The 22,120-nt window shown below is 55.8% G+C and carries 20 protein-coding genes and 1 pseudogene; 14 read left to right on the top strand and 7 right to left on the bottom strand.

Features of this window, described 5'->3' with window-relative positions:
* Positions 1–7: 7 nt before the first annotated feature.
* Positions 8–538 (bottom strand): RNA pyrophosphohydrolase, encoded by a 531-nt coding sequence (rppH, locus tag DSD31_RS04840; protein ID WP_004867097.1) that lies wholly within the window; start codon positions 536–538, stop codon positions 8–10.
* Between the two features lie 453 nt (positions 539–991).
* Here rppH and DSD31_RS26380 point away from each other — a divergent pair.
* The 5 genes and pseudogenes from DSD31_RS26380 to DSD31_RS04815 all read left to right on the top strand — a co-directional run.
* Positions 992–1,132: pseudogene (locus tag DSD31_RS26380) on the top strand (hypothetical protein); the annotation flags it as partial.
* Between the two features lie 88 nt (positions 1,133–1,220).
* On the top strand, positions 1,221–1,916 hold the full coding sequence (gene mutH / locus DSD31_RS04830) for a DNA mismatch repair endonuclease MutH (protein ID WP_004867110.1): 696 nt from the start codon (positions 1,221–1,223) through the stop codon (positions 1,914–1,916).
* 63 nt (positions 1,917–1,979) lie between these two features.
* Positions 1,980–2,693 (top strand): TerC family protein, encoded by a 714-nt coding sequence (locus DSD31_RS04825; protein ID WP_004867113.1) that lies wholly within the window; start codon positions 1,980–1,982, stop codon positions 2,691–2,693.
* Between the two features lie 123 nt (positions 2,694–2,816).
* Positions 2,817–3,035 carry a YgdI/YgdR family lipoprotein gene (locus DSD31_RS04820; protein WP_004867116.1) on the top strand — a complete coding sequence of 73 codons (219 nt, stop codon included), beginning with the start codon at positions 2,817–2,819 and terminating at the stop codon, positions 3,033–3,035.
* 235 nt (positions 3,036–3,270) lie between these two features.
* Positions 3,271–4,311, top strand: a complete 1,041-nt coding sequence (locus tag DSD31_RS04815) for an NADP(H)-dependent aldo-keto reductase (RefSeq protein WP_004867120.1) — start codon at positions 3,271–3,273, stop codon at positions 4,309–4,311.
* Between the two features lie 124 nt (positions 4,312–4,435).
* On the opposite strand, the gene lplT is transcribed toward DSD31_RS04815, so the two are convergent.
* Together lplT and aas are read right to left on the bottom strand one after the other, a co-directional pair.
* Positions 4,436–5,632 carry a lysophospholipid transporter LplT gene (gene lplT, locus DSD31_RS04810; RefSeq protein WP_015585838.1) on the bottom strand — a complete coding sequence of 399 codons (1,197 nt, stop codon included), beginning with the start codon at positions 5,630–5,632 and terminating at the stop codon, positions 4,436–4,438.
* The gene (gene aas, locus DSD31_RS04805) at positions 5,625–7,784 is read right to left on the bottom strand and encodes a bifunctional acyl-ACP--phospholipid O-acyltransferase/long-chain-fatty-acid--ACP ligase (RefSeq protein WP_015585837.1); all 2,160 of its coding nucleotides are present in this window, start codon (positions 7,782–7,784) and stop codon (positions 5,625–5,627) included. Before aas ends, lplT begins: the two co-directional genes overlap by 8 nt.
* Positions 7,785–8,490: 706 nt before the next feature.
* Here aas and galR point away from each other — a divergent pair.
* Positions 8,491–9,507, top strand: coding sequence for an HTH-type transcriptional regulator GalR (gene galR, locus DSD31_RS04795; protein ID WP_004867133.1), 1,017 nt, complete (start codon positions 8,491–8,493; stop codon positions 9,505–9,507).
* On the opposite strand, the gene DSD31_RS04790 is transcribed toward galR, so the two are convergent.
* Positions 9,468–9,947 (bottom strand): GNAT family N-acetyltransferase, encoded by a 480-nt coding sequence (locus tag DSD31_RS04790; protein WP_004867136.1) that lies wholly within the window; start codon positions 9,945–9,947, stop codon positions 9,468–9,470. The genes galR and DSD31_RS04790 overlap by 40 nt on opposite strands.
* 219 nt (positions 9,948–10,166) lie before the next feature.
* Here DSD31_RS04790 and DSD31_RS04785 point away from each other — a divergent pair, with 219 nt between their 5' ends.
* Entirely contained in the window at positions 10,167–11,165 is a 999-nt protein-coding gene (locus tag DSD31_RS04785) for a LacI family DNA-binding transcriptional regulator (protein ID WP_160873358.1), read from the top strand.
* Here the strand turns inward: DSD31_RS04785 and lysA are convergent.
* Complete coding sequence (gene lysA / locus DSD31_RS04780; RefSeq protein WP_004867144.1) at positions 11,162–12,424, bottom strand: diaminopimelate decarboxylase; 1,263 nt, start codon at positions 12,422–12,424, stop codon at positions 11,162–11,164. The two genes, DSD31_RS04785 and lysA, sit on opposite strands and share 4 nt — an antisense overlap.
* Positions 12,425–12,558: 134 nt before the next feature.
* On the opposite strand from lysA, the gene DSD31_RS04775 reads away from it, so the two are divergent.
* Entirely contained in the window at positions 12,559–13,485 is a 927-nt protein-coding gene (locus DSD31_RS04775; RefSeq protein WP_004867147.1) for a LysR family transcriptional regulator, read from the top strand.
* Here DSD31_RS04775 and DSD31_RS04770 read toward each other — a convergent pair.
* Positions 13,472–14,164 carry an aspartate/glutamate racemase gene (locus tag DSD31_RS04770; RefSeq protein ID WP_004867150.1) on the bottom strand — a complete coding sequence of 231 codons (693 nt, stop codon included), beginning with the start codon at positions 14,162–14,164 and terminating at the stop codon, positions 13,472–13,474. The two genes, DSD31_RS04775 and DSD31_RS04770, sit on opposite strands and share 14 nt — an antisense overlap.
* Positions 14,165–14,303: 139 nt before the next feature.
* Here DSD31_RS04770 and DSD31_RS04765 point away from each other — a divergent pair, with 139 nt between their 5' ends.
* The 6 genes from DSD31_RS04765 (at position 14,304) to DSD31_RS04740 (ending at position 20,541) form a co-directional block, all read left to right on the top strand.
* On the top strand, positions 14,304–14,624 hold the full coding sequence (locus DSD31_RS04765; RefSeq protein WP_004867153.1) for a cupin domain-containing protein: 321 nt from the start codon (positions 14,304–14,306) through the stop codon (positions 14,622–14,624).
* A gap of 496 nt (positions 14,625–15,120) precedes the next feature.
* Positions 15,121–16,011, top strand: coding sequence for a carbohydrate ABC transporter permease (locus DSD31_RS04760; protein ID WP_004115132.1), 891 nt, complete (start codon positions 15,121–15,123; stop codon positions 16,009–16,011).
* Complete coding sequence (locus tag DSD31_RS04755; RefSeq protein WP_004867156.1) at positions 16,004–16,906, top strand: carbohydrate ABC transporter permease; 903 nt, start codon at positions 16,004–16,006, stop codon at positions 16,904–16,906. Before DSD31_RS04760 ends, DSD31_RS04755 begins: the two co-directional genes overlap by 8 nt.
* Before the next feature lie 12 nt (positions 16,907–16,918).
* On the top strand, positions 16,919–18,046 hold the full coding sequence (locus tag DSD31_RS04750) for an ABC transporter ATP-binding protein (protein WP_015585834.1): 1,128 nt from the start codon (positions 16,919–16,921) through the stop codon (positions 18,044–18,046).
* Positions 18,047–18,062: 16 nt separating this feature from the next.
* Positions 18,063–19,349, top strand: a complete 1,287-nt coding sequence (locus DSD31_RS04745; RefSeq protein ID WP_015585833.1) for an ABC transporter substrate-binding protein — start codon at positions 18,063–18,065, stop codon at positions 19,347–19,349.
* Positions 19,350–19,413: 64 nt separating this feature from the next.
* Entirely contained in the window at positions 19,414–20,541 is a 1,128-nt protein-coding gene (locus DSD31_RS04740; protein ID WP_113990859.1) for an oligogalacturonate lyase family protein, read from the top strand.
* Between the two features lie 112 nt (positions 20,542–20,653).
* On the opposite strand, the gene DSD31_RS04735 is transcribed toward DSD31_RS04740, so the two are convergent.
* Positions 20,654–21,997 (bottom strand): carbohydrate porin, encoded by a 1,344-nt coding sequence (locus tag DSD31_RS04735; protein WP_054829046.1) that lies wholly within the window; start codon positions 21,995–21,997, stop codon positions 20,654–20,656.
* Positions 21,998–22,120: the final 123 nt, after the last annotated feature.

The raw sequence follows: 22,120 nt of genomic DNA, 5'->3' as shown, positions 1-22,120 counted from the left end.
GCGTGGCTTAACCTCTTTTACGTCGATAAGCAGGCGCGCTTTGCGGTTTAGGTGCACTTTCCGCCAGCGACATGGTCACGCTGGCAAACTCTTTCATCACCCGGCGGTACACGTCGCGCTTAAACGACACCACCTGACGAACCGGGTACCAGTAACTTACCCAGCGCCAACCATCAAACTCAGGTGTACTACTGGTTTGCATATTGATTTCCGCATCGCTGCCGATCAACTGCAGGAGAAACCACTTCTGTTTCTGGCCGATACAAACCGGCTTTGTGTCCCAACGCACCAAACGTTTAGGCAACTTGTAACGCAGCCAGTTACGGGTTGAGGCCAGGATTCGCACATCTTTACGACTTAACCCAACCTCTTCGAACAATTCCCGATACATTGCCTGCTCGGCTGATTCCCCTGGATTAATGCCCCCTTGCGGGAACTGCCACGAGTGCTGACCATAGCGCCTGGCCCACATAACCTGGCCCTGGCGATTACAGATTACAATACCGACATTTGGGCGGTAGCCATCGTCATCAATCACCGGACTACCTCAAAATAATCTTCAATGTGAATGATTGTTTCACACTCGCTGTAAACGGTAAACCACTCTGTTGTCACTGTGCGATCGAATAACATTTGAATAACTCACAGTAATCAGCAGAGTTATAAACAACGAAAGCGATCGAGACCCCATTTTATTCACTTTTTCTGTGGATAGAGTTGTGAAGAAGTATGGAATTACCCCGGGAAAACCCAGAGTAGTCTGAAGTGCTTACGAATAACATAATTTGATAATGGCATTATATTCATGACGTTAGCACATATATCTTTCAATAATTACAGTTAAACGTGATGATCATCACATATGCGATCCTGGAACTGATGAAAGATCGAACAATGTCGATTTTATCCACAGATTATCCGAGTCCACTGGGCACATTTTGTCTAAAAATTCGATTTTCGTCGCACGTCAAGGCTGTAAATGGAAACAGTACTGCCGCTTTTCCCCAGTTATCCCATTTTTCTGTGGATAACATGGTGTAAGATCCTGTTCATTGCCAGTGACCAGTTCTGGAAAACCCGGTATCACTCTTTTCACAACGACAAAAAAATGAAAAAAAACCCATACGAATCATCAAATTGTCATAGTTACCCAGGAAAAGGTAAACTCTATCCACAACGCACTGAATTACCGTTCATTTTTTAACCAGAGGTTTTACCGTATGCCCGCCATCGCGCCGTTAACGTCCCCACCGCAAACCCAGCAGCAGCTCCTGGCCCAGGCGCAGGGGCTGGCAGGCTACTCGCTGGGCGAGCTGGCGGCGCTGGCGGGGATTCCCATTCCTCGCGATTTAAAACGCGATAAAGGATGGATCGGTATTCTGCTGGAGATTTGGCTGGGCGCCAGCGCCGGAAGTAAACCCGAGCAGGATTTCGCCGCGCTGGGCGTCGAGCTGAAGACCATTCCTGTCGATAGCCAGGGCCGTCCGCTGGAAACCACCTTTGTTTGCGTCGCCCCACTCACGGGTAACAGCGGCGTGACCTGGGAGAGCAGTCACGTGCGCCATAAGCTCAAACGCGTCCTGTGGGTGCCGGTGGAAGGGGATCGCGCCATTCCGCTGGCGGAACGCCGCGTCGGCGCCCCGCTGCTGTGGAGCCCCAATGAAGAAGAGGATCGCCAGCTGCGAATGGACTGGGAGGAGCTGATGGATCTGATCGTGCTCGGCCAGGTGGAACGCATCACCGCCCGTCATGGCGAGGTGCTGCAGCTGCGCCCGAAAGCCGCCAACAGCAAAGCGTTAACCGAGGCGATTGGCGCCCGCGGTGAGCCGATTCTCACGCTGCCGCGCGGCTTCTACCTGAAGAAGAATTTCACCGCCGCCCTGCTGGCCCGTCATTTTCTCCTCAGCCACGATTAATTTTTTGTTCTGCCTGCCAGGTTGCATATAATTGCGACTTTCTTTTTTGCAGGACTTTGAACAATGTTATTTGCATGGATAACCGATCCCAACGCCTGGCTGGCGCTCGGTACGCTGACGCTGCTGGAGATCGTGCTGGGGATCGATAATATTATTTTTCTCTCTCTGGTTGTTGCCAAACTGCCCACCGCCCAGCGTGCTCACGCAAGACGTATCGGGTTGATGGGCGCGATGCTGATGCGTCTGGGGCTGCTGGCCTCTATCGCCTGGGTCGTGAAGCTGACCAATCCGTTGTTTACCGTTTTCGACCATGCGATCTCGTTTCGCGATTTGATCTTACTGCTCGGCGGTCTGTTCCTGATCTGGAAGGCGAGTAAAGAGATCCACGAGTCGATCGAGGGCGAAGAGGAAGGGCTGAAAACCAACGTCCATTCATTTATGGGCGCCATCGTACAGATCATGGTGCTGGATATCATTTTCAGCCTCGACTCGGTCATTACCGCCGTTGGGCTGTCGGATCATCTGTTCATCATGATGGCTGCGGTGGTCATTGCCGTCGGCGTAATGATGTTCGCCGCCCGACCGATTGGCGACTTTGTTGACCGTCATCCATCGGTAAAAATGCTGGCCCTGTCGTTTCTGATTCTGGTCGGCTTTACCCTGATGCTGGAAAGCTTTGAGATACATATTCCGAAAGGCTACATCTACTTCGCGATGTTCTTTTCGATTGCCGTCGAAAGTCTTAACCTGCTGCGTAATAAAAAAAATCCGCTGTAACCCACAAAAATGCAGCCCAAACCTGGGCTGCAAACTTTTTTAAGACTTTACTGCTTTTTATGTCTCACAAATCAGGCTATTAATACACTGGTGTGAGGTGCGACCATTCAAGAGGTAATGACGATGAAAAAATGGGCAGTATTGATTTCCGCCGTAGGACTGGCGTTCTCGGTTTCCGGTTGCAGCAGCGATTACGTGATGGCGACAAAAGACGGACGCATGATCCTGACCGATGGTAAGCCAGCCGTTGATGATGATACCGGCCTCATCAGTTACGAAGATCAGCAGGGCAATAAAATGCAGATCAACCGCGACGATGTCTCGCAGATTATTAAACGTTAAGACTTTTCGTCGGCCAGCCGCCTGCCAGCACTTGCCTGGCGAGGCCGCCTTCTCCGACAGCGAACCCTCTTATTAAAGAGTCGGGATCCTCTGAAACCTCCGCGGCATCGCGTCTTCGGATTATGAAACCCCGGCTTTTTTGATTTTTTACTTCCTCTTTTTCTCCCCCTCTGCCATTTTGATACTCCTTTGTCGGGGGAACTCCTGACCTTGTTAATAAAAAAGGAAGCCGGCTATGCAGTATCACCGTATCCCACACAGTTCTCTTGAAATCAGCACGCTCGGGCTGGGCACTATGACTTTTGGTGAGCAGAATAGCGAGGCCGACGCGCACGAACAGCTCGACTACGCTGTCAGCCAGGGCATTAACCTGATTGATGTCGCTGAAATGTATCCCGTACCGCCGCGCCCGGAGACCCAGGGGCTGACGGAAACCTACGTCGGCAACTGGCTGGCGAAACGCGGCAATCGCGAAAAGCTGATTATCGCCTCTAAAGTCAGCGGCCCTGCGCGTAACAACGACAGCAGCATTCGTCCGAACCATGCGCTGGATCGTAAAAACATCCGTGACGCGCTGCACGACAGCCTGAAGCGCCTGCAAACCGATTATCTCGATCTCTACCAGGTTCACTGGCCGCAGCGCCCGACCAACTGCTTTGGCAAACTAGGCTATAGCTGGACCGACTCCACGCCGGTTGTCACCCTGCTGGATACGCTTGAAGCGCTCACCGAATTCCAGCGGGCCGGTAAAATCCGCTATATCGGCGTCTCCAACGAAACGGCCTTTGGCGTTATGCGTTATCTTCACCTGGCGGATAAACACGACCTGCCGCGCATCGTCACCATCCAGAATCCCTACAGCCTGCTGAACCGCAGCTACGAAGTGGGTCTGGCGGAAGTCAGCCAGTATGAAGGCGTTGAGCTGCTGGCCTACTCCTGTCTGGCATTTGGCACCCTGACCGGCAAGTACCTTAACGGCGCAAAACCGGCCGGCGCGCGTAATACGCTCTTTAGCCGCTTCACGCGCTATAGCAGCGAGCAGTCGCAGAAAGCGGTAGCGGCCTATGTCGATATCGCCAGACGTCATAACCTCGACCCGGCGCAGATGGCGCTGGCCTTTGTCCGTCGTCAGCCGTTCGTCGCCAGCACCCTGCTGGGCGCCACCACGCTGGAGCAGCTTAAAACCAACGTGGAGAGCCTGCATCTTGAGCTGAGTGAAGCGGTATTAGCGGAAATTGAAGCGGTGCATCAGGTCTATACCTACCCGGCACCGTAAGCGTCGAACTCGCCCGGATAGCGGCTGACGCCTTATCCGGGTTACCACAGAGACTAAGCCATCGCCCGGCTGGCCTGATGCGAGCCGGGGATCCGCAGGTGACGCCGTAAACGGCCGACGCGAGCTACGACTGACGTCGGCCCCACAGCCACAGCGCGGCGATCGCCAGTGCAAACACCGCGCCAAAGCCAATCCCGACGCCAACTACCGGAATACCGATTCTCACCGCCAGCGAATAGAGCCCCAGCATCAGCAGCATGGCCACGTTTTCGCCGAGATTCTGCACTGCAATCGCATTACCTGCGCCAACGGTATGCTTCCCGCGCTCCTGCAGCAGCGCATTGAGCGGCACAATAAAGAAGCCGCCAAAGATACCGAGCAGCAGCAGCAGAGCAAATGCCGGTAACAGAGCGTGCTGTACGGCGAAGAGGATCACCGCGACGCCGATTAAAATCCCGGCAGGCATACAGCGAGAGACGGTTTGTAGGGTGACCAGCCTGGCCGCCGCGCCGGCGCCCAACACGATCCCGACGGCGACCATCGCATTGAGATAGGTCGGCATGGCGTTACTGGTGATGCCAAGCGCCGCCGGAACCCACAGCACCAGCAGGAAACGCAGCGTCACGCCGGCGCCCCAGAACAGGCTGGTTCCCATCAGGGAGAAACGTGTTTCGCCATTCCGCCAGAGTGTCTTACAAGCGCTAAAAAAGCTGTGGGTCATCGGCGTAAAACGCCATGACTGACCGGGACGCGCCGCCGGCAGCTTCGGGATCCACAGGTTGGCGATCACCGCCCCGCCGTACACCAGCGCGCAGATGGCCAGCGCGGCCAGCACATGCCAGTCGGCCAGAATGCCGCCGGCCATCGATCCCAGCAAAATCGCCGCAATGGTCGACGACTCCATCAAGCCGTTAGCTTTCACTAACTTATCTCCGGTGGTCAGCTCGCCAAGAATGCCGTATTTGGCCGGCGAATAGGCCGCCGCCCCCATCCCCACCAGGGTATAGCCGATAAACGGGTTCAGACCAAAACAGATGCAGCCTGCGCCAACCAGCTTCATGCCGTTGGCGACCATCATCACTCGCCCTTTGGCAAAGCTGTCGGCAAACTGGCCGACAAACGGCGCAAATAGTATGTAAGCACCTACAAACAACATCTGCATCACCGGCTGGCTCCAGTCCGGATAGAACTGCTGCTTCATCAGCGCCAGCGTGGCAAACAGCAGGGCGTTATCGCCAAATGCCGAGAGGAACTGGGCGCAGATGACCGCCATCATTCCTTTTGAGTACAGCGAGGTGTTAGTGTGTACTGACTCACTCATCAGAATCTTCCGTCTGCTCAACCATACTTTTAAGGGTGACAAAGTCCGGCTTGCCGCTGCCGAGAACCGGCAGCTGCTTCAGCCAGCGAATGTCGCGCGGTACCGCCAGCTCCGGTACACCATGTTCACGGGCGTAGCGCAGCAGTTTTTCACGGTTCAGTTCATTATCGGTGGTAAACAGCACCAGCGCCTCGCCTTTACCAGCATCTTGTTTAATCGCCGTGGCATGCATCTTGTCAGGTGAGACGCCCAGAGCAACCTGCTCAACCATTTCCAGTGACACCATTTCACCGGCGATTTTCGCGAAGCGCTTAGCACGTCCCTGAATGCGCACGTAGCCCTGCTCGTCAAAGGTGACGATATCCCCGGTGTCGTACCAGCCGCTTTCCATTTCGCCATGCTGATTTTCCGCCGTCGGCGCTTCCAGCACGCCCGGGTTCTCCACCCGCAGATAGCCGTTCATGATGTTCGGCCCTTTTAACTGCAGGCGGCCGCCCTCTTCAATACCCGGCATCGCCAGCAGGCGCGCATCCATCCCCGGCAGAATACGCCCGACGGTGCCCACCTTCGCCGCCATCGGAACGTTAATCGATACCACCGGCGCACATTCGGTGACGCCATAGCCTTCGAGAATGCGCAGGCCAAACTTATCCTGCCACAGTTGCTTTGTGCTCTCCTGAAGCTTTTCCGCCCCGGCGACCACGTAGCGAAGCCGATAGAAATCGTACGGATTGGCAAAGCGCGCGTAGTTCGCGAGGAAGGTCGAGGTCCCAAACAGCACCGTACAGTTGCGGTCGTAAACCAGTTCCGGCACCACGCGGTAATGCAGCGGGCTGGGATAGAGGAACACTTCTGCACCGGTAAACAGCGGGGTCAGCAGGCCGACCGTCAGCCCAAAGGAGTGGAACAGCGGCAGCGCCGACATAAAACGGTCGTTGGCTGTAAAGTCGGCAATGGTTTTAATCTGCTCGACGTTGGCCAGAAGACTTTTATGACTATGCACGACCCCTTTCGGGTTGCCTTCGGAACCGGAGGTGAAGAGGATAATCGCCGCATCTTCCGGCCGCTGTTTGACCTGCGCCAGTTTCGGCGCCAGCAGATGGCCGAAGATCCACAGCTTATCGCCGGTCGTAACGTCGCCTTTCAGGTCTTCAAGAAAGACCCAACGCACCTGAGTAAGCTGCTCCGGCAGATGCCAGAGTTTGCCTTTATCAAGGAAGGTACGGGAGGTAAAAATCGTCTTGATTTCCGCGGCGCTAATCGCGCTACTCAGCCCTTTAACCCCGGCGGTGTAGTTCATCATCGCCGGAATACGCCCGCGGGCAATAGCGCCAAAAATGACCGCCGCGCTGATGCCGGCGTTGGGTAACATCAGGCCGATTTTTTCACCCTGAGCGCTGTATTTTTCGAGGATGCGCGCCACAAAGAGGGTTTTGGTCAGCAGTTTGCGATAGGTATCGGGTTGAAAGTTAATGTCTTCCACACAGGGTTTTCGTGCGCCGAACCGATCCTGCGCCGCCAGCAGCGATTCATACAGCGTTTCCCGTGGACGCACCGCCATGCGCGCTTCCATCATGATCTGGTGCAGCATTTCCCCGGCAATTTTGCGGCGATCGCGGGCGCGGGGAGCCTGAGGCATTTCAATGCGAGTTGGCGGCAGCAAATGCAGCTGGATCCGAGGGAACAGACGACGTTTGACCAGCCCCTTGAGACGACTAAACGGGGTCAGCTCCGCGCCTTCGATACGCAGTGGGATAATGGTGGCCTGCGACTTTGCAGCCACAAACGCCGCCCCGTCATAGATTTTCATCAGCGAACCGCTGACCGAGATACGCCCTTCCGGGAAAATAACCACCGGACGCCCCTGTTCAATCAACCGCACCAGGTGTTTTATCGACATCGGTTTCGTCGGGTCGAGCGGGACAAAATCGATCAGCGGCGTCAGCACGCGCATAAACCAGCGCTGGCTGATAGAACTGTACACCGCAAAGACCGGTCGGACGGGCAGGAATAAGGCGAGCAAGATCCCATCGAGGAAAGAGACGTGATTCGGGGTGATCAACACCTTTTGTTGTTGCAAGGACTGCGTGTCGCCGGTCACTCTGACCCGATACAACCCTTTGAACAACAGCCTGAAAAATGCCAACAGCATAACAACTCCATGTGACCGGTTATTAAGTCATTGCAGGTTACACGAGAAGGCGGTTGAAAGCAGTGCGAGGAAGAATGTTTGGCAGAAAAAAAACCTGCGCATCTGCGCAGGCCGGTGCAAGATAATCAGTACGAAACGCGTACTTAAAAACTCACCTATCAATACCTCTGGGACCCTGATTGTCAGGTTTTTTGCCCCTGCCGCACCAGCGATAAAACGCAAGGGAATAAACCTAAGTGCAACCAGTTATTGCCATTTTCGCTATCTGTAACAGCGGCGAGCGGTGGACAGGAAGAGGGGGATCTGCTGCGGGGGGCGAGAGCGTTTCACGGGAGCGGAACGCGACATCTTCCGCCTGCGGGCAAAAAAAAACCTGCGCATCTGCGCAGGCTGGTGTAATTAGAGTGGCCAACGTAACGTTAGCTCCACCTATCAATACCTCTGGGATAGCCAGAATATCAATGCAATGAACGGATAAACCAGCGAACATTCGCAACAGCTAATCGCAAAGTGTAAGCAAAGGTGTGAATGTTCCCGCCGCCGTTTCATTCGTCTGCGTCCCTGCGCTTGTCGCGGTGTAACTTTTTCACCATGAAGGCAAATCTGCATCACATTTGCGCGAAGCCAGGCGCCTCCAGCCTTGAATCTGCCGCACTTTCCCGTAACATAACCGGTATGTAAACGCTTACCCTATAAAAGGTCTGGTATGGCGACAATTAAGGATGTAGCCCGACTCGCTGGAGTGTCCGTCGCTACCGTATCCCGCGTGATCAACAACTCCCCCAAAGCCAGTGAAACCTCGCGCCAGTCGGTGACTGCGGCGATGGAAACGCTCAATTATCATCCCAATGCAAATGCGCGCGCGCTGGCGCAGCAGTCGACGGAAACCGTCGGTCTGGTGGTGGGCGACGTGTCCGATCCTTTCTTCGGCGCTATGGTCAAAGCCGTCGAGCAGGTGGCCTACAACACCGGTAACTTTTTGCTGATCGGCAACGGGTATCACAGCATTAAAAAAGAGCGCCAGGCAATTGAGCAGCTTATCCGCCATCGCTGCGCTGCGCTGGTGGTGCACGCGAAAATGATCCCTGACGACGAGCTCGCCGGGTTGATGAAACAGATCCCCGGCATGGTGCTGATCAACCGTATTCTGGCGGGTTTTGAACAGCGTTGTGTCGCCCTGGACGACCGCTACGGCGCCTGGCTGGCGACCCGTCATCTGATCCAACAGGGGCATACCCGTATCGGCTACCTCTGTTCCAACCACGCGATTTCTGATGCTGAAGATCGCCTGCAAGGCTATTACGCAGCGTTAACGGAGAGCGGTCTGCCCTGTAACGATCGGCTGGTGACCTTTGCCGAACCTGATGAAAGCGGCGGCGAACAGGCCATCACCGAACTCCTGGGACGCGGCAGGAATTTTACCGCTGTCGCCTGCTATAACGACTCGATGGCCGCCGGTGCGATGGGGGTGCTGAATGATAATGGTATCGACGTCCCGCGCGAGATTTCGCTGATTGGCTTCGATGATGTGCTGATCTCTCGCTACGTTCGCCCGCGCCTGACGACGGTGCGTTATCCCATCGTCACCATGGCAACCCAGGCCGCCGAACTGGCGCTGGCGCTGGCGGATCAGCGCCCGGCGCCTGAAATCACCCATTTATTCAGCCCGACGCTGGTTCGCCGTCACTCGGTAATGGCGCCATCGGAAAGCGATAAGTCGTAGCGATACAGGCTGACGGCGGTGGCCGGGTAATCCAGCCCTTCACCAATATACTGCCAGCCAAAACGCTCATAAAAATCGCGGCAGGCGGAGTAGAGATACAGCTGCGGGTGCCCAAGCCGGCGGGCATAGTCGATCACATGCTGTTGCAGCTGTCCCGCGATGCCCCGTCCGCGCGCATCCGGGGCGACGTACAGCGCCGCCATCCACGGGAACAGATCCTGACGGCTGATTAAGTCGCAGCGCCACAGCCCCACCGTCCCTACAAGCGTCTCCCCTTCGACGGCGATAAAGGTGAGCGGCAGCGCCTCCGGCGTCTGGCTGTGGGCAACGAGAGTCGCAAAAAAAGGCAGCGGCAGCGTTTCGCCGCCAAAGGCCTGCCAGAGCCACATCGCCACCTGTTCGGCGTGCTGCGGCGCGGCGTATAAGGGCTGAATATGCATAACCGATCCCCTGCTGAAAAATCCTCTGGCTGCCAGTATACCGCACCCGCAGCGACCGATGGCGAGGACCTCAACGCGTGGAAGCGCCATTTTGCGGACACTTCCTGCAAAAAGCGTGATCGCGATAGTTCTTTGCGCCCGGTTGAGCGCATATCCCTCTGAATGTCTGTGATAAACTGCGGCTTATCACGTGAAATCAGGAATCGATGAATGGCTACAATGCTGGATGTCTCAATTCGCGCAGGCGTCTCTAAAGCGACGGTTTCCCGCGTGTTGAACGGCACAGGTCAGGTAAAAGAGAGCACCCGCCAACAGGTATTCAAAGCGATGGAAGAGCTGGGATACCGGCCAAACTTTCTCGCCCGTTCGTTGGCGAACCGCACCAGCAACAGTATCGGACTGGTGGTTTCTACCTTCGATGGTTTCTATTTTGGCCGCCTGCTACAACAGGCTTCACGCCAGACGGAAGCCTGGGGAAAACAGCTAATCGTCACCGACGGCCACGATGCTCCGGAACGCGAAGAAGAAGCGGTGCAGATGCTCGCCGACCGCCAGTGCGACGCAATCATTCTCTATACCCGCCACATGAGCGAAAAGAAGATCATGTCGCTGATCGAATCCATCGATATGCCGCTGGTGGTGATTAACCGCGACGTCAGCCTGGCGCGGGAACGCTGCGTGTTCTTCGAGCAGGAAGATGCGGCCTTTCAGGCGGTCAATTATCTGATTACGCAAGGGCACCGGGATATCGCCTGCATGACCGTGCCGATGCATACCCCCACGGGCAAAGCCCGTCTGCAGGGATACCGCAAGGCCCTGAAAAAGCATGGTATCGCGTGGGATCCGGCGAAAGTTAAATACGGTGATTCGACGATGACCCGCGGCTATGAGCTGTGCCGCGAGCTGCTTGATGAGAAAACAACGTTCAGCGCGCTGTTTTCATGTAACGATGATATGGCGCTGGGCGCCTCAAAAGCGCTGCATCAGGCGGGGCTGCGGATCCCGCAGGACGTTTCGCTGTTCGGCTTCGACGATGCCCCGAGCGCAAAATGGCTGGAACCCGGCCTGTCGACGGTCTATCTGCCGATCGATAATATGATCACCACCGCGATCGATCAGGCGATCAAGCTCGCCAACGACCAGCCGATCGAAACGATCCCGCCGTTCACCGGTACGCTGGTATTGCGTGAGTCGGTAACGACGGGGCCATATTTTTAGAACAGCTCTAAGGCCAGCAGCTCCTGAATCGTCTGCCGACGACGGATCAGCCGTGCGCTGCCGTTGTCGAACAGCACTTCCGGCAGCAGCGGACGGCTATTGTAGTTTGAGGACATTGACGCGCCATAAGCCCCCGTATCATGCAGCACCAGATAATCTCCCGGCGCGACTTCAGGCAGCAAACGCGTCTCCACCTTGCCCCCTTCCTGCTGAGTAAAGACGTCGCCCGATTCGCACAGCGGCCCGGCCACGACGGTGTCGATAAGCGGTGCGGCGCTCAGGTTGCGGCCATCCGCCGCCAGAGCGGTAATATGGTGATAGCTGCCGTACATTGACGGACGCATCAGATCGTTAAAACCGGCATCAATCAGGACAAAGTGGCGGCTTCCCATCTCTTTGACGCTACGTACCTGAGAGACCAGCACCCCGGATTCGGCCACCAGGAAGCGACCCGGTTCGATTTCCAGTTTCACCGGATGGCCGAGATGTCGGGCGATCTGCTCGCGCGCGGCGTTCCACAAGCCGTAGTAGTGATCGGTATCGATCGCCTCTTCACCTTCGTGATAAGGGATCGACAGTCCGCCGCCGGCGGAGATCGCCTGCAGATCCTGCCCAAACTCAACCACCTGACGCACCATCGCGCCGCAAACCTGTTCCAGGTGGCCATAATCAACCCCGGAGCCAATATGCATGTGGATCCCCACCAGCTGGAGCTGATAGCGACGCATCACTTCCAGCGCCGCCGGCAGATGGCTGTACCAGATCCCGTGTTTGCTGTTTTCGCCGCCGGTGTTGGTTTTTTGGCTGTGGCCGTGACCAAATCCCGGGTTGACGCGCAGCCAGACGCGATGGCCTGGAGAGACTTCCCCCAGCTGGCTCAGCATATCGACTGAACCGGCATTAACCGGAATCTGCAGGGCCTTGACGCGCTCCAGCGTCGCCTCGTCAATCAGGTCGGCGGTAAAAACGATATCTTCCGGGTGCTGCTGCGGGTCATACCCCGCCGCCAGCGCACGTTCAATCTCCCCGAGGGAGACGGAGTCCACCTTAACGCCCTGCTCACGCATCAGACGCAAAATATGGATATTGGAGCAGGCCTTCTGGGCAAAACGCACCACGTCGAACTGGCTGAGCTGGGCTATCTGGCGGCGGATAATCTGCGCGTCATAGACCCACACCGGGCAGCCAAACTCGGCAGGCAGACGGAGCAGGTTCTCGGCAGTCAGGTCGGTATCGGTAGCGTAAAGCGAGCGTGGCATAGTGAACTCCGGCGTTATTGTGTTGTGCGCGTTTTTTTATGATTACGCCATAGCCTGAAGAGAATAAAAAATATCGTTTTATCGTAACTCTATGCAAAAATGATATGGATACCGTCCATCCGCCGAGAGCCGCCATGCCTGCCGTCAATTTACGCCATATTGAAATCTTCCATGCGGTGATGACCACCGGCAACCTCACCGAGGCGGCGCGTCTGCTGAATACCTCTCAGCCGACCGTCAGTCGCGAGCTGGCGCGCTTTGAAAAGGTGATCGGGCTGAAGCTGTTTGAACGCACCCGCGGGCGTTTGCAGCCGACGGTGCAGGGGTTGCGGCTGTTTGAAGAGGTTCAGCGCTCCTGGTACGGACTGGACCGTATCGTCAGCGCCGCCGAGAGCCTGCGAGAGTTCCGTCAGGGCGAACTGTCTGTCGCCTGCCTGCCGGTGTTTTCTCAGTCGTTTTTGCCGCTGCTGCTGCAGCCCTTTCTGGCGCGCTATCCCGAGGTCAGCCTGCAGATTGTGCCGCAAGAGTCCCCCCTGCTGGAGGAGTGGCTCTCCGCCCAACGTCACGATCTCGGCCTGACGGAAACCCTGCACACGCCCGCCGGGACCGAACGCACGCCGCTGTTAACGCTCAACGAGGTCTGCGTGCTGCCGCAGAGCCACCCGCTTGCCAGCAAGCAGGAGCTGACTCCGGCCGATTTCCACGGTGAAAACTATATCAGCCTGTCGCGCACCGACAGCTATCGTCAGCTGCTTGATGCCCTGTTTGCCGAGCATCAGGTGAAGCGCCGGATGGTGGTGGAGACCCACAGCGCGGCCTCTGTTTGTGCGATGGTGCGGGCAGGCGTCGGGATCTCAGTCGTCAACCCGCTGACCGCCCTCGACTATGGCGAAAGCGGCGTGGCGGTGCGCCGCTTTAGCGTCGACGTACCGTTCACCGTCAGCCTGATCCGCCCGCTGCACCGCCCGGGCTCGGCGCTGGTCGAGACATTTATTCAGCACCTGCAGGGGAGCCTGCCGCGGATTCAGGGTCCGCTGGACGCGATGCTTAAGAGAGCATAAACGTCACCGCGTCCGCGGCGTGAATCGCGGCGGTATCGAACACCGGCAGCGGACTGCTCTCCACCGGCACCAGCAGGCCAATCTCGGTACAGCCGAAAATGACCCCTTCTGCGCCCTGCTCCGCCAGCGCGTCAATCACCTGCAGGTAATAATCGCGGGAGTCGTCATTAAACGCGCCCAGGCACAGCTCATCAAAAATAATCCGGTTAATGCGTTCGCGATCGTCAGCTTCCGGAATCAGCGTCTCAATAGCAAACTGCGCCTGCAGGCGCCCACGATAAAAATCCTGCTCCATGGTATAGCGCGTTCCAAGCAGGGCAACCCGCTTTTGGCCTTTGGCGGTAATCGCCCGCCCGGTGGCATCGGCGATATGCAGGAACGGCACCTCACAGCGCGTTTCGATGGCCTGCGCCACTTTATGCATCGTGTTGGTACACAGAACAATCCCTTCCGCCCCCGCCTGCTGCAGGCCAACTGCCGCCTGCGCCAGCATCTCGCCGGCGCGATCCCAGTCTCCTGCGGACTGGCAGGCTTCGATCTCATGGAAATCGACGCTGTGCAGCAGCAGACTCGCCGAATGCAGGCCGCCTAAATGTGCTTTGATACCTTCGTTGATCAAACGGTAATAGGGAATGGTGGATTCCCAGCTCATGCCGCCCAACAGGCCAATCGTTTTCATCATCCGCTCCTGGTTATGCTTTGCTCCAGTGAAACAAACTTGTGATCAACTTTCCACTTCTCTTGTCGATCGTTTCTTTCCCGACGATTCTGCGATAAATTAAATGAAACATTGTTTCACTTAACTACAGGACTGCCGGATGTTTATTTTTCATAACGAGACCACCCTTGAAGATCTGGGCAATGGCGTGACCCGTCGTATTCTTGCGCACGGTGGCAACATGATGGCCGTAGAGGTCAATTTCGACGCCGGAGCCATCGGTCCAATGCATAATCACCCTCACGAACAGTTGACCTATGTGCTATCCGGCGAATTTGAGTTCACCATCGGAGAAGAGAAACGCGTGGTGCGCGCCGGAGATACGCTCTACAAAAAACCGCATATTATGCACGGCTGCATCTGTCTGAAGCCTGGCACCCTGCTGGATACCTTTACTCCCGTTCGTGAGGATTTCCTGTAAACCACGCTTCCCAGGGGCATATTCGTGATGCCCCCTTTCCCCACCCTTCCTTTCCGCCAGAATAATTTGTTAAAAAATATGTAACAGCAAAATGATTAGCCTGCCACTTATCTTGCTCATCCCTGCACAAGATCCCTTCTTCGGCACTATCTCCAGACACCTGTCAGCTCTGCAGAACGCTCACCATCTCATTTTTTGAAACATCGTTTCGACTTCGATCACACTTCCGCTATGAATCGAATGACTCTGTAATAAATCGCAATAAAATAAAATTAAAACGGCGTTTTATAAAACTGAATCACCGGACAAGTAAAAACCGAAACATTCAGGCTCAGCAGGGACGCTGCGAGCAAAAGCCCATAACAAACACAAAGTTAAAAAAGGAAGCCAACGCCAGCTGATACACCCGATACCGATTCACTTTCTGGCCGCGACCGGGCGCAGAAAACCACGACACCGAATCCGTTTTACAAACTCGTAAGCCAGGTAGGTATGTATGAATGAAAACAAGATGTTGGGATTGGCATGGATATCGCCCTATATCATCGGGCTGATAGTCTTTACCGCTTTTCCCTTTGTTTCATCTTTCTTTCTCAGTTTCACTGAGTACGATTTGATGAGCCCGCCGGTGTTTAACGGCATTGAAAACTATCGCTACATGTTGACCGAAGATGGCCTCTTCTGGAAATCCATGGGCGTGACCTTTGCCTACGTCTTTTTAACGATTCCGTTAAAACTGGCTTTCGCACTGGGTATTGCATTTGTCCTCAACTTTAAGCTGCGCGGTATCGGCTTTTTCCGCACCGCTTATTACATTCCGTCGATTCTCGGTAGCTCGGTCGCGATTGCCGTCCTGTGGCGCGCGCTGTTTGCTATCGACGGCCTGCTGAACAGCTTTATCGGCGTGCTGGGATTCGACCCGGTGAACTGGCTCGGCGAGCCGTCGCTGGCGCTGATGTCCGTCACTCTGCTGCGCGTCTGGCAGTTTGGTTCGGCGATGGTCATCTTCCTCGCCGCGTTGCAAAACGTCCCGCAGTCACAGTATGAAGCGGCGATGATCGACGGCGCCTCGAAGTGGCAGATGTTTATGAAGGTCACCGTGCCGCTGATTACGCCGGTCATCTTCTTCAACTTTATTATGCAGACCACCCAGGCGTTCCAGGAGTTTACCGGTCCGTACGTCATCACCGGCGGCGGCCCAACCTACTCCACCTATCTGTTCTCGCTCTATATCTACGACACCGCCTTTAAGTACTTCGATATGGGGTACGGCGCGGCGCTGGCGTGGGTGCTGTTCCTGGTGGTTGCGGTCTTTGCCGCCATCGCCTTTAAGTCATCGAAATATTGGGTGTTCTACTCCGCCGATAAAGGAGGCAAAAATGGCTGATATTCAACAAATCACCCCGGCAATGGAAATTGCGGAGCGCGAAGTTGCCCGCACCCTGCGCCGCGAAAAAGTCAGCCGGACAATCCGTTATGTCATCCTGCTGTTCGTCGGCCTGCTGATGCTTTACCCGCTGGTGTGGATGTTCTCGGCGTCGTTCAAACCGAACCATGAGATTTTCACCACCCTGAGCCTGTGGCCGGCCCACGCGACCTGGGACGGCTTTATTAACGGCTGGAAAACCGGCACCGAGTACAACTTCGGGCACTACATGCTGAACACCTTTAAGTATGTGATCCCGAAAGTCCTGCTGACCATTATCTCCTCCACTATCGTGGCCTACGGCTTTGCCCGCTTCGAAATCCCGTGGAAGAAATTCTGGTTCGCCACGCTCATCACCACCATGCTGCTGCCGAGCACCGTCCTGCTTATCCCGCAGTACCTGATGTTCCGTGAAATGGGCATGCTGAACAGCTATCTGCCGCTGTATCTGCCGCTGGCTTTCGCCACCCAGGGATTCTTCGTCTTCATGCTGATCCAGTTCCTGCGCGGCGTACCGCGCGATATGGAAGAGGCGGCGCAGATCGACGGCTGTAACTCTATTCAGGTGCTGTGGTACGTGGTGGTGCCGATCCTGAAACCGGCGATTATCTCGGTGGCGCTGTTCCAGTTTATGTGGTCAATGAACGACTTTATCGGCCCGCTGATTTACGTCTACAGCGTGGATAAATATCCGATCGCACTGGCGCTGAAAATGTCCATCGACGTCACGGAAGGCGCTCCGTGGAACGAAATTCTGGCAATGGCGAGTATCTCCATTCTGCCATCCATCATCGTGTTCTTCCTGGCACAACGCTACTTCGTACAGGGCGTGACCAGCAGCGGAATCAAAGGTTAAGAGGGAAATATCATGGCTGAAGTTATTTTCAACAAACTGGAAAAAGTTTACTCCAACGGCTTCAAAGCGGTACATGCTATCGACCTGAAAATCGCGGACGGCGAGTTTATGGTGATCGTCGGGCCATCCGGCTGTGCGAAATCCACCACCCTGCGTATGCTGGCGGGACTGGAAACCATCAGCGGCGGCGAAGTGCGTATCGGCGAGAAGATCGTCAACAACCTCGCGCCAAAATCACGCGGTATTGCGATGGTGTTCCAGAACTATGCGCTCTACCCACACATGACGGTGCGTGAGAATCTGGCTTTTGGTCTCAAGCTGAGCAAGCTGCCGAAAGATCAGATTGATGCCCAGGTTAACGAAGCGGCCAAAATCCTCGAGCTGGAAGAGCTGCTCGACCGTCTGCCGCGCCAGCTTTCCGGCGGTCAGGCCCAGCGCGTGGCGGTTGGCCGCGCGATTGTCAAAAAACCGGATGTGTTCCTGTTTGATGAACCGCTCTCTAACCTTGATGCCAAGCTGCGCGCCTCGATGCGTATCCGCATTTCCGATCTGCACAAGCAGTTGAAGAAATCCGGCAAGCCGGCGACCACCGTGTACGTCACCCACGACCAGACCGAAGCGATGACCATGGGCGACCGGATCTGCGTCATGAAGCTCGGGCATATCATGCAGGTCGATACTCCGGACAACCTGTATCACAAACCGAAAAACATGTTCGTGGCCGGCTTTATCGGCGCCCCGGAGATGAATATTCGCCCCAGCAAACTGGTTGAACAGGCCGGGCGCCTGCACCTGACTATCGGCGATGAGCTGCTGCCGTTAAGCGCAGCCCTGCAGGATAAAGTCGCCAGCCATAAAAACCAGCCGCTGTTCTACGGCGTCCGCCCGGAGTTTGTCGCCATCGCCGATGAACCGTTCGCCGAAGGCGGCTGCTCGGGCGAAATGGTGCGGGTCGAGAACATGGGGCACGAGTTTTTCGTCTACCTGAAAGTCGCCGACTATGAACTGACCGCCCGCGTCCCTTCTGACCAAGCGAAGCCGATGATTGAAAAAGGGTTGCATCGCAAGGTGTGGTTCAAATTCGACATGAATAAGTGCCATCTCTTTGATGCCGCCACCGAACAGAATATCTCTCTGTAATCACTGGAGTATTAAAATGAAAAAAGTGCTTTTAAGCGCCGCAATCTCCGCCACTCTGGGCCTTACCGCGTTACCGTCTCTGGCAAAGGATGTCGATCTGCGTATGTCATGGTGGGGCGGCAACGGCCGCCATCAGGTCACCCTGAAAGCGCTGGAGGAGTTTCATAAACAGAATCCGGACATCAACGTTAAAGCCGAATATACCGGCTGGGACGGCCATCTTTCGCGCCTGACCACCCAAATCGCCGGGGGAACCGAGCCGGACGTGATGCAGACAAACTGGAACTGGCTGCCGATCTTCTCGAAGAACGGTGAGGGTTTCTACGATCTGAACAAAATGAAGGATGTCATCGACCTCAGCCAGTTCGATGCCAAAGAGCTGCAGTCCACCACGGTCAATGGCAAACTCAACGGTATCCCGATTTCCGTTACCGCCAGGGTGTTCTACTTTAACGACGAAACCTGGAAAAAAGCCGGCGTCACCTTCCCGAAAACCTGGGATGAGCTGATGGCGGCGGGCAAAACCTTTGAGAGCAAGCTGGGTAAGCAGTATTACCCGGTGGTGCTGGAGCATCAGGACACCCTGGCGCTGCTGAACTCTTACATGATTCAGAAGTACAACCAGCCGGCTATCGACGAGAAAACGAAGAAATTCTCCTACAGCAAAGAACAGTGGGTCGAATTCTTCCAGATGTACAAAAAGCTCATCGACAGCCACGTGATGCCGGACACCAAATACTATGCCTCGTTCGGCAAGAGCAACATGTATGAGATGAAGCCGTGGATTCAGGGCGAATGGGCGGGGACATATATGTGGAACTCCACCATCAACAAATACTCCGACAACCTGAAGCCGCCGGCGAAGCTGGCGCTGGGCGACTACCCGATGCTACCGGGCGCCACCGATGCCGGCCTGTTCTTTAAACCGGCGCAGATGCTCTCCATTGGCAAATCGACGAAAAATCCGGAAGCGGCGGCGAAAGTGATTAACTTCCTGCTGAACAGCAAAGAGGGCGTGGATACGCTGGGCCTTGAGCGCGGCGTGCCGTTAAGCAAAGTGGCGGTGAAATACCTGACCGAAGACGGCACGATCAAAACCGACGATCCGGCAGTATCCGGGCTGAAGCTGGCGCAGTCGCTGCCGACAAAACTCTCGGTATCGCCTTACTTTGATGACCCGCAGATTGTTGCCCAGTTTGGCACGTCGCTGCAGTACATCGACTACGGACAGAAAAGCGTAGAAGAGACGGCCGCCGACTTCCAGCGCCAGTCCGATCGTATTCTGAAACGCGCCATGCGCTAACGGTCGATCATTCTCTCTGCCCTGCAGCCTCGGCTGCGGGGCATTTTTTCGTCAGGAGCGAGTCATGAAAGGCAAAATCATCCCGCTGAATTTCCGTACCACGGAAGACAGCGTAACCGGCCGCCAGGTGATCCGGATGACGCCCCCGCACGTTATCTGCCACCGTAACTACTTCTATCAAAAGTGCTTTACCCGGGATGGCAGCAAACTTATTTTCGGCGGCGGATTCGAGGGCCACTGGAACTACTATTTACTCGATCTGGCCACGCAGCAGGCCATACAGCTGACCGACGGGCCGGGCGATAATACCTTCGGCGGTTTTCTATCCGACGACGACCGCACGCTGTGGTATGTGAAAAACAATCGGCAGCTGCGCCGCGTGGATCTGGCGACGCGGGAAGAGCAGGTGGTTTACACAGTGGATGACGACTGGGTCGCCTATGGTACCTGGGTGGCAAACAGCGATTGCAGCAAACTGGTCGGCATCGAGATAAAAAAAAGCGACTGGCGGCCGCTGACCGACTGGAGTAAATTCCGCGCCTTTTATTTTACCCAACCCGAATGCCGCCTGATCAATATCGACCTGCATAGCGGCGAGCGCCGCGTTGTCCTGCAGGAGAAACGCTGGCTGGGCCATCCGATTTACCGGCCGTTTGATGACCAGACCATCGCGTTCTGCCACGAAGGACCGCGTGATGCTATCGACGCCAGGATGTGGCTTATCAACGCTGACGGCAGCAATATGCGCAACGTTCGCCAGCACCAGCCGGGAGAGAGTTTCACCCATGAGTTCTGGGTGCCGGATGGCTCTGCGCTCTATTACGTCGCCCACCGGGAAAACGATCCGCATCGCTATCTCTACCGTGCCGACCCCACCACCCTGGATAATCGTCAGCTGCTGACCATTCCTCCCTGCTCGCACCTGATGAGTAACTACGATGGTTCGCTGGTCGTCGGCGATGGCGCGCCGCATCATACCGGCGATATTCAGCTGAACGATCCGTTTATCTGGGTATTTGACGTGCAGTCCGGTACGCAGCGGGCCATTTGTCGCCACGACTCCAGCTGGAAAGTGCTCGACGGCGATCGTCAGGTCACCCACCCCCATCCGTCATTTTCGCCGGATGACCGCTGGGTGCTGTTTACCTCCGATAAAGAAGGGATGCCGGCGCTGTACCTGGCGGAGGTGTAGTCATTCGGCAACCTCCCCCGGCTCGCGCGGTGCCTGGCCGGGCGCCAGGTTCACAGCCGTCTGCGGTCCGGTAGCCCCGGGGAAGGCGTTTGCGCCCCCCCGGGGAAACCTGTCAGAAGAAATATTTAAACCGTACCCGCGCGCCGTAGCGTTCATCGGTATTGCCGCTTTTCGCCGCCGATGAATCCAGCCATGACGCATACGCGCCGAGATAAATATTAAAGTTCGGCATATCCATAATATTCGGCAGTTGCCATGACGTATGAATGGTGTGGATATCATAGCGACCCGGCGTCAGAATCGCGCAGTCGCCATCGCACTCCGCGCTCACGCCGGACATATTGAACTTGTCGATTTTGTTATGCGCATAGATATAGCCCAGCTCTACACGATGCCATAATGCGTTGATACCGGCGCTGAAATCTTTCTCATCCGCCGCATCAAGATAGGCGGTACTCAGATTCACCGCGGCCCCATTTTCGGCATCGGTTTTCAGCGTGTTCCAGCTCATGGTCATCCCGTAACCGGTACGATTTGACTGGTCGACCCAGCCTCCCCCCGTTTTTTCATAGCCGTAAGCGTTATTAACGAGGTTGCTCTCCATTGCCGCCGCCACCGACCAGGCGCCGGACTGCCAGGCCGCGACCGGACGCACGTACACCACGTTTTTACGGTTATCCAGCGCGTTGCCGTGATAGTTCCGATCGACAAACAGCGAGCTGCCGTCCTCCACCAGCGTATTCACCTCAAAATACCAGTTATCGATATTTTTACTGAGCAGGAAGCTGCCGCCGCTGCTGCTGCGCCCGCGTCCCTCTTTCATCATATAGATATAGCCGTAGCCGTCGCTATACAGATCGTTGGCCGTATTACCGGAATATTCAATAAAGGTATCCTGATTCAGCGGGAACATATCGTAGGCCTCAAAGCGGCCGATTTTAATTTTCCAGTCATGCTCCTGTCCAAAGAAAAAGGCCGCATCATCGAGATTCATTTTTCCATTCATATCCGCCAGCGGCTGCACGCTGAACCCGGCATATTTTCCGTTAGCCCCCTTACGTAATCCATCAAAGCCCAGAAGAATGCGCCCGTTAATATCCCAGCGTTCTTTATCTCCCGGCGCCCAGTTTTTATTCGCGCTGGTTTTCACCGACGTCAGGCTACCGGTACGGCTGGCACCGTCCATATTAAACTCAACGTCGCCATAGAATTTTAATTCGCCATAATCATTAAGCTGTAAAGTCGGTTTAGCCGGTGCGGCGCTGACCACCGTCGCTGGCGTTTCCTGGCCTTTCAGCGCCCGGATTTCCGCCTCCGCGCTGGCCGCCCGCTGTTCGGTCGCCTTTAGTCGTTGCTCCATTTGCGCCAGCCGCTCCTCAAGGGATAACGGCGCCTGTGCATTAGCCAGAGGGGTAAATAAAGACGTCAGAACACACCCGACCCAGATTTTATTCATCGGAAAACCCTTTATTAAAATGAAGTTTTTACCCTCAATAATTCGAGTGACAGGCAGGCGGCGATGCAGTGAGTCCCCTGGCGCTTACTCGCGTAAGTGACGGGGGCGCGAGGAAAGCCAACG

Source organism: Klebsiella sp. X13 (genome assembly GCF_003323835.1).
GTDB classification, from domain to species: Bacteria; Pseudomonadota; Gammaproteobacteria; order Enterobacterales; family Enterobacteriaceae; genus Klebsiella; species Klebsiella ornithinolytica.
The sequence above is the reverse complement of the archived record's forward strand: the minus strand, read 5'-3'. Positions and strand labels throughout refer to the sequence as shown.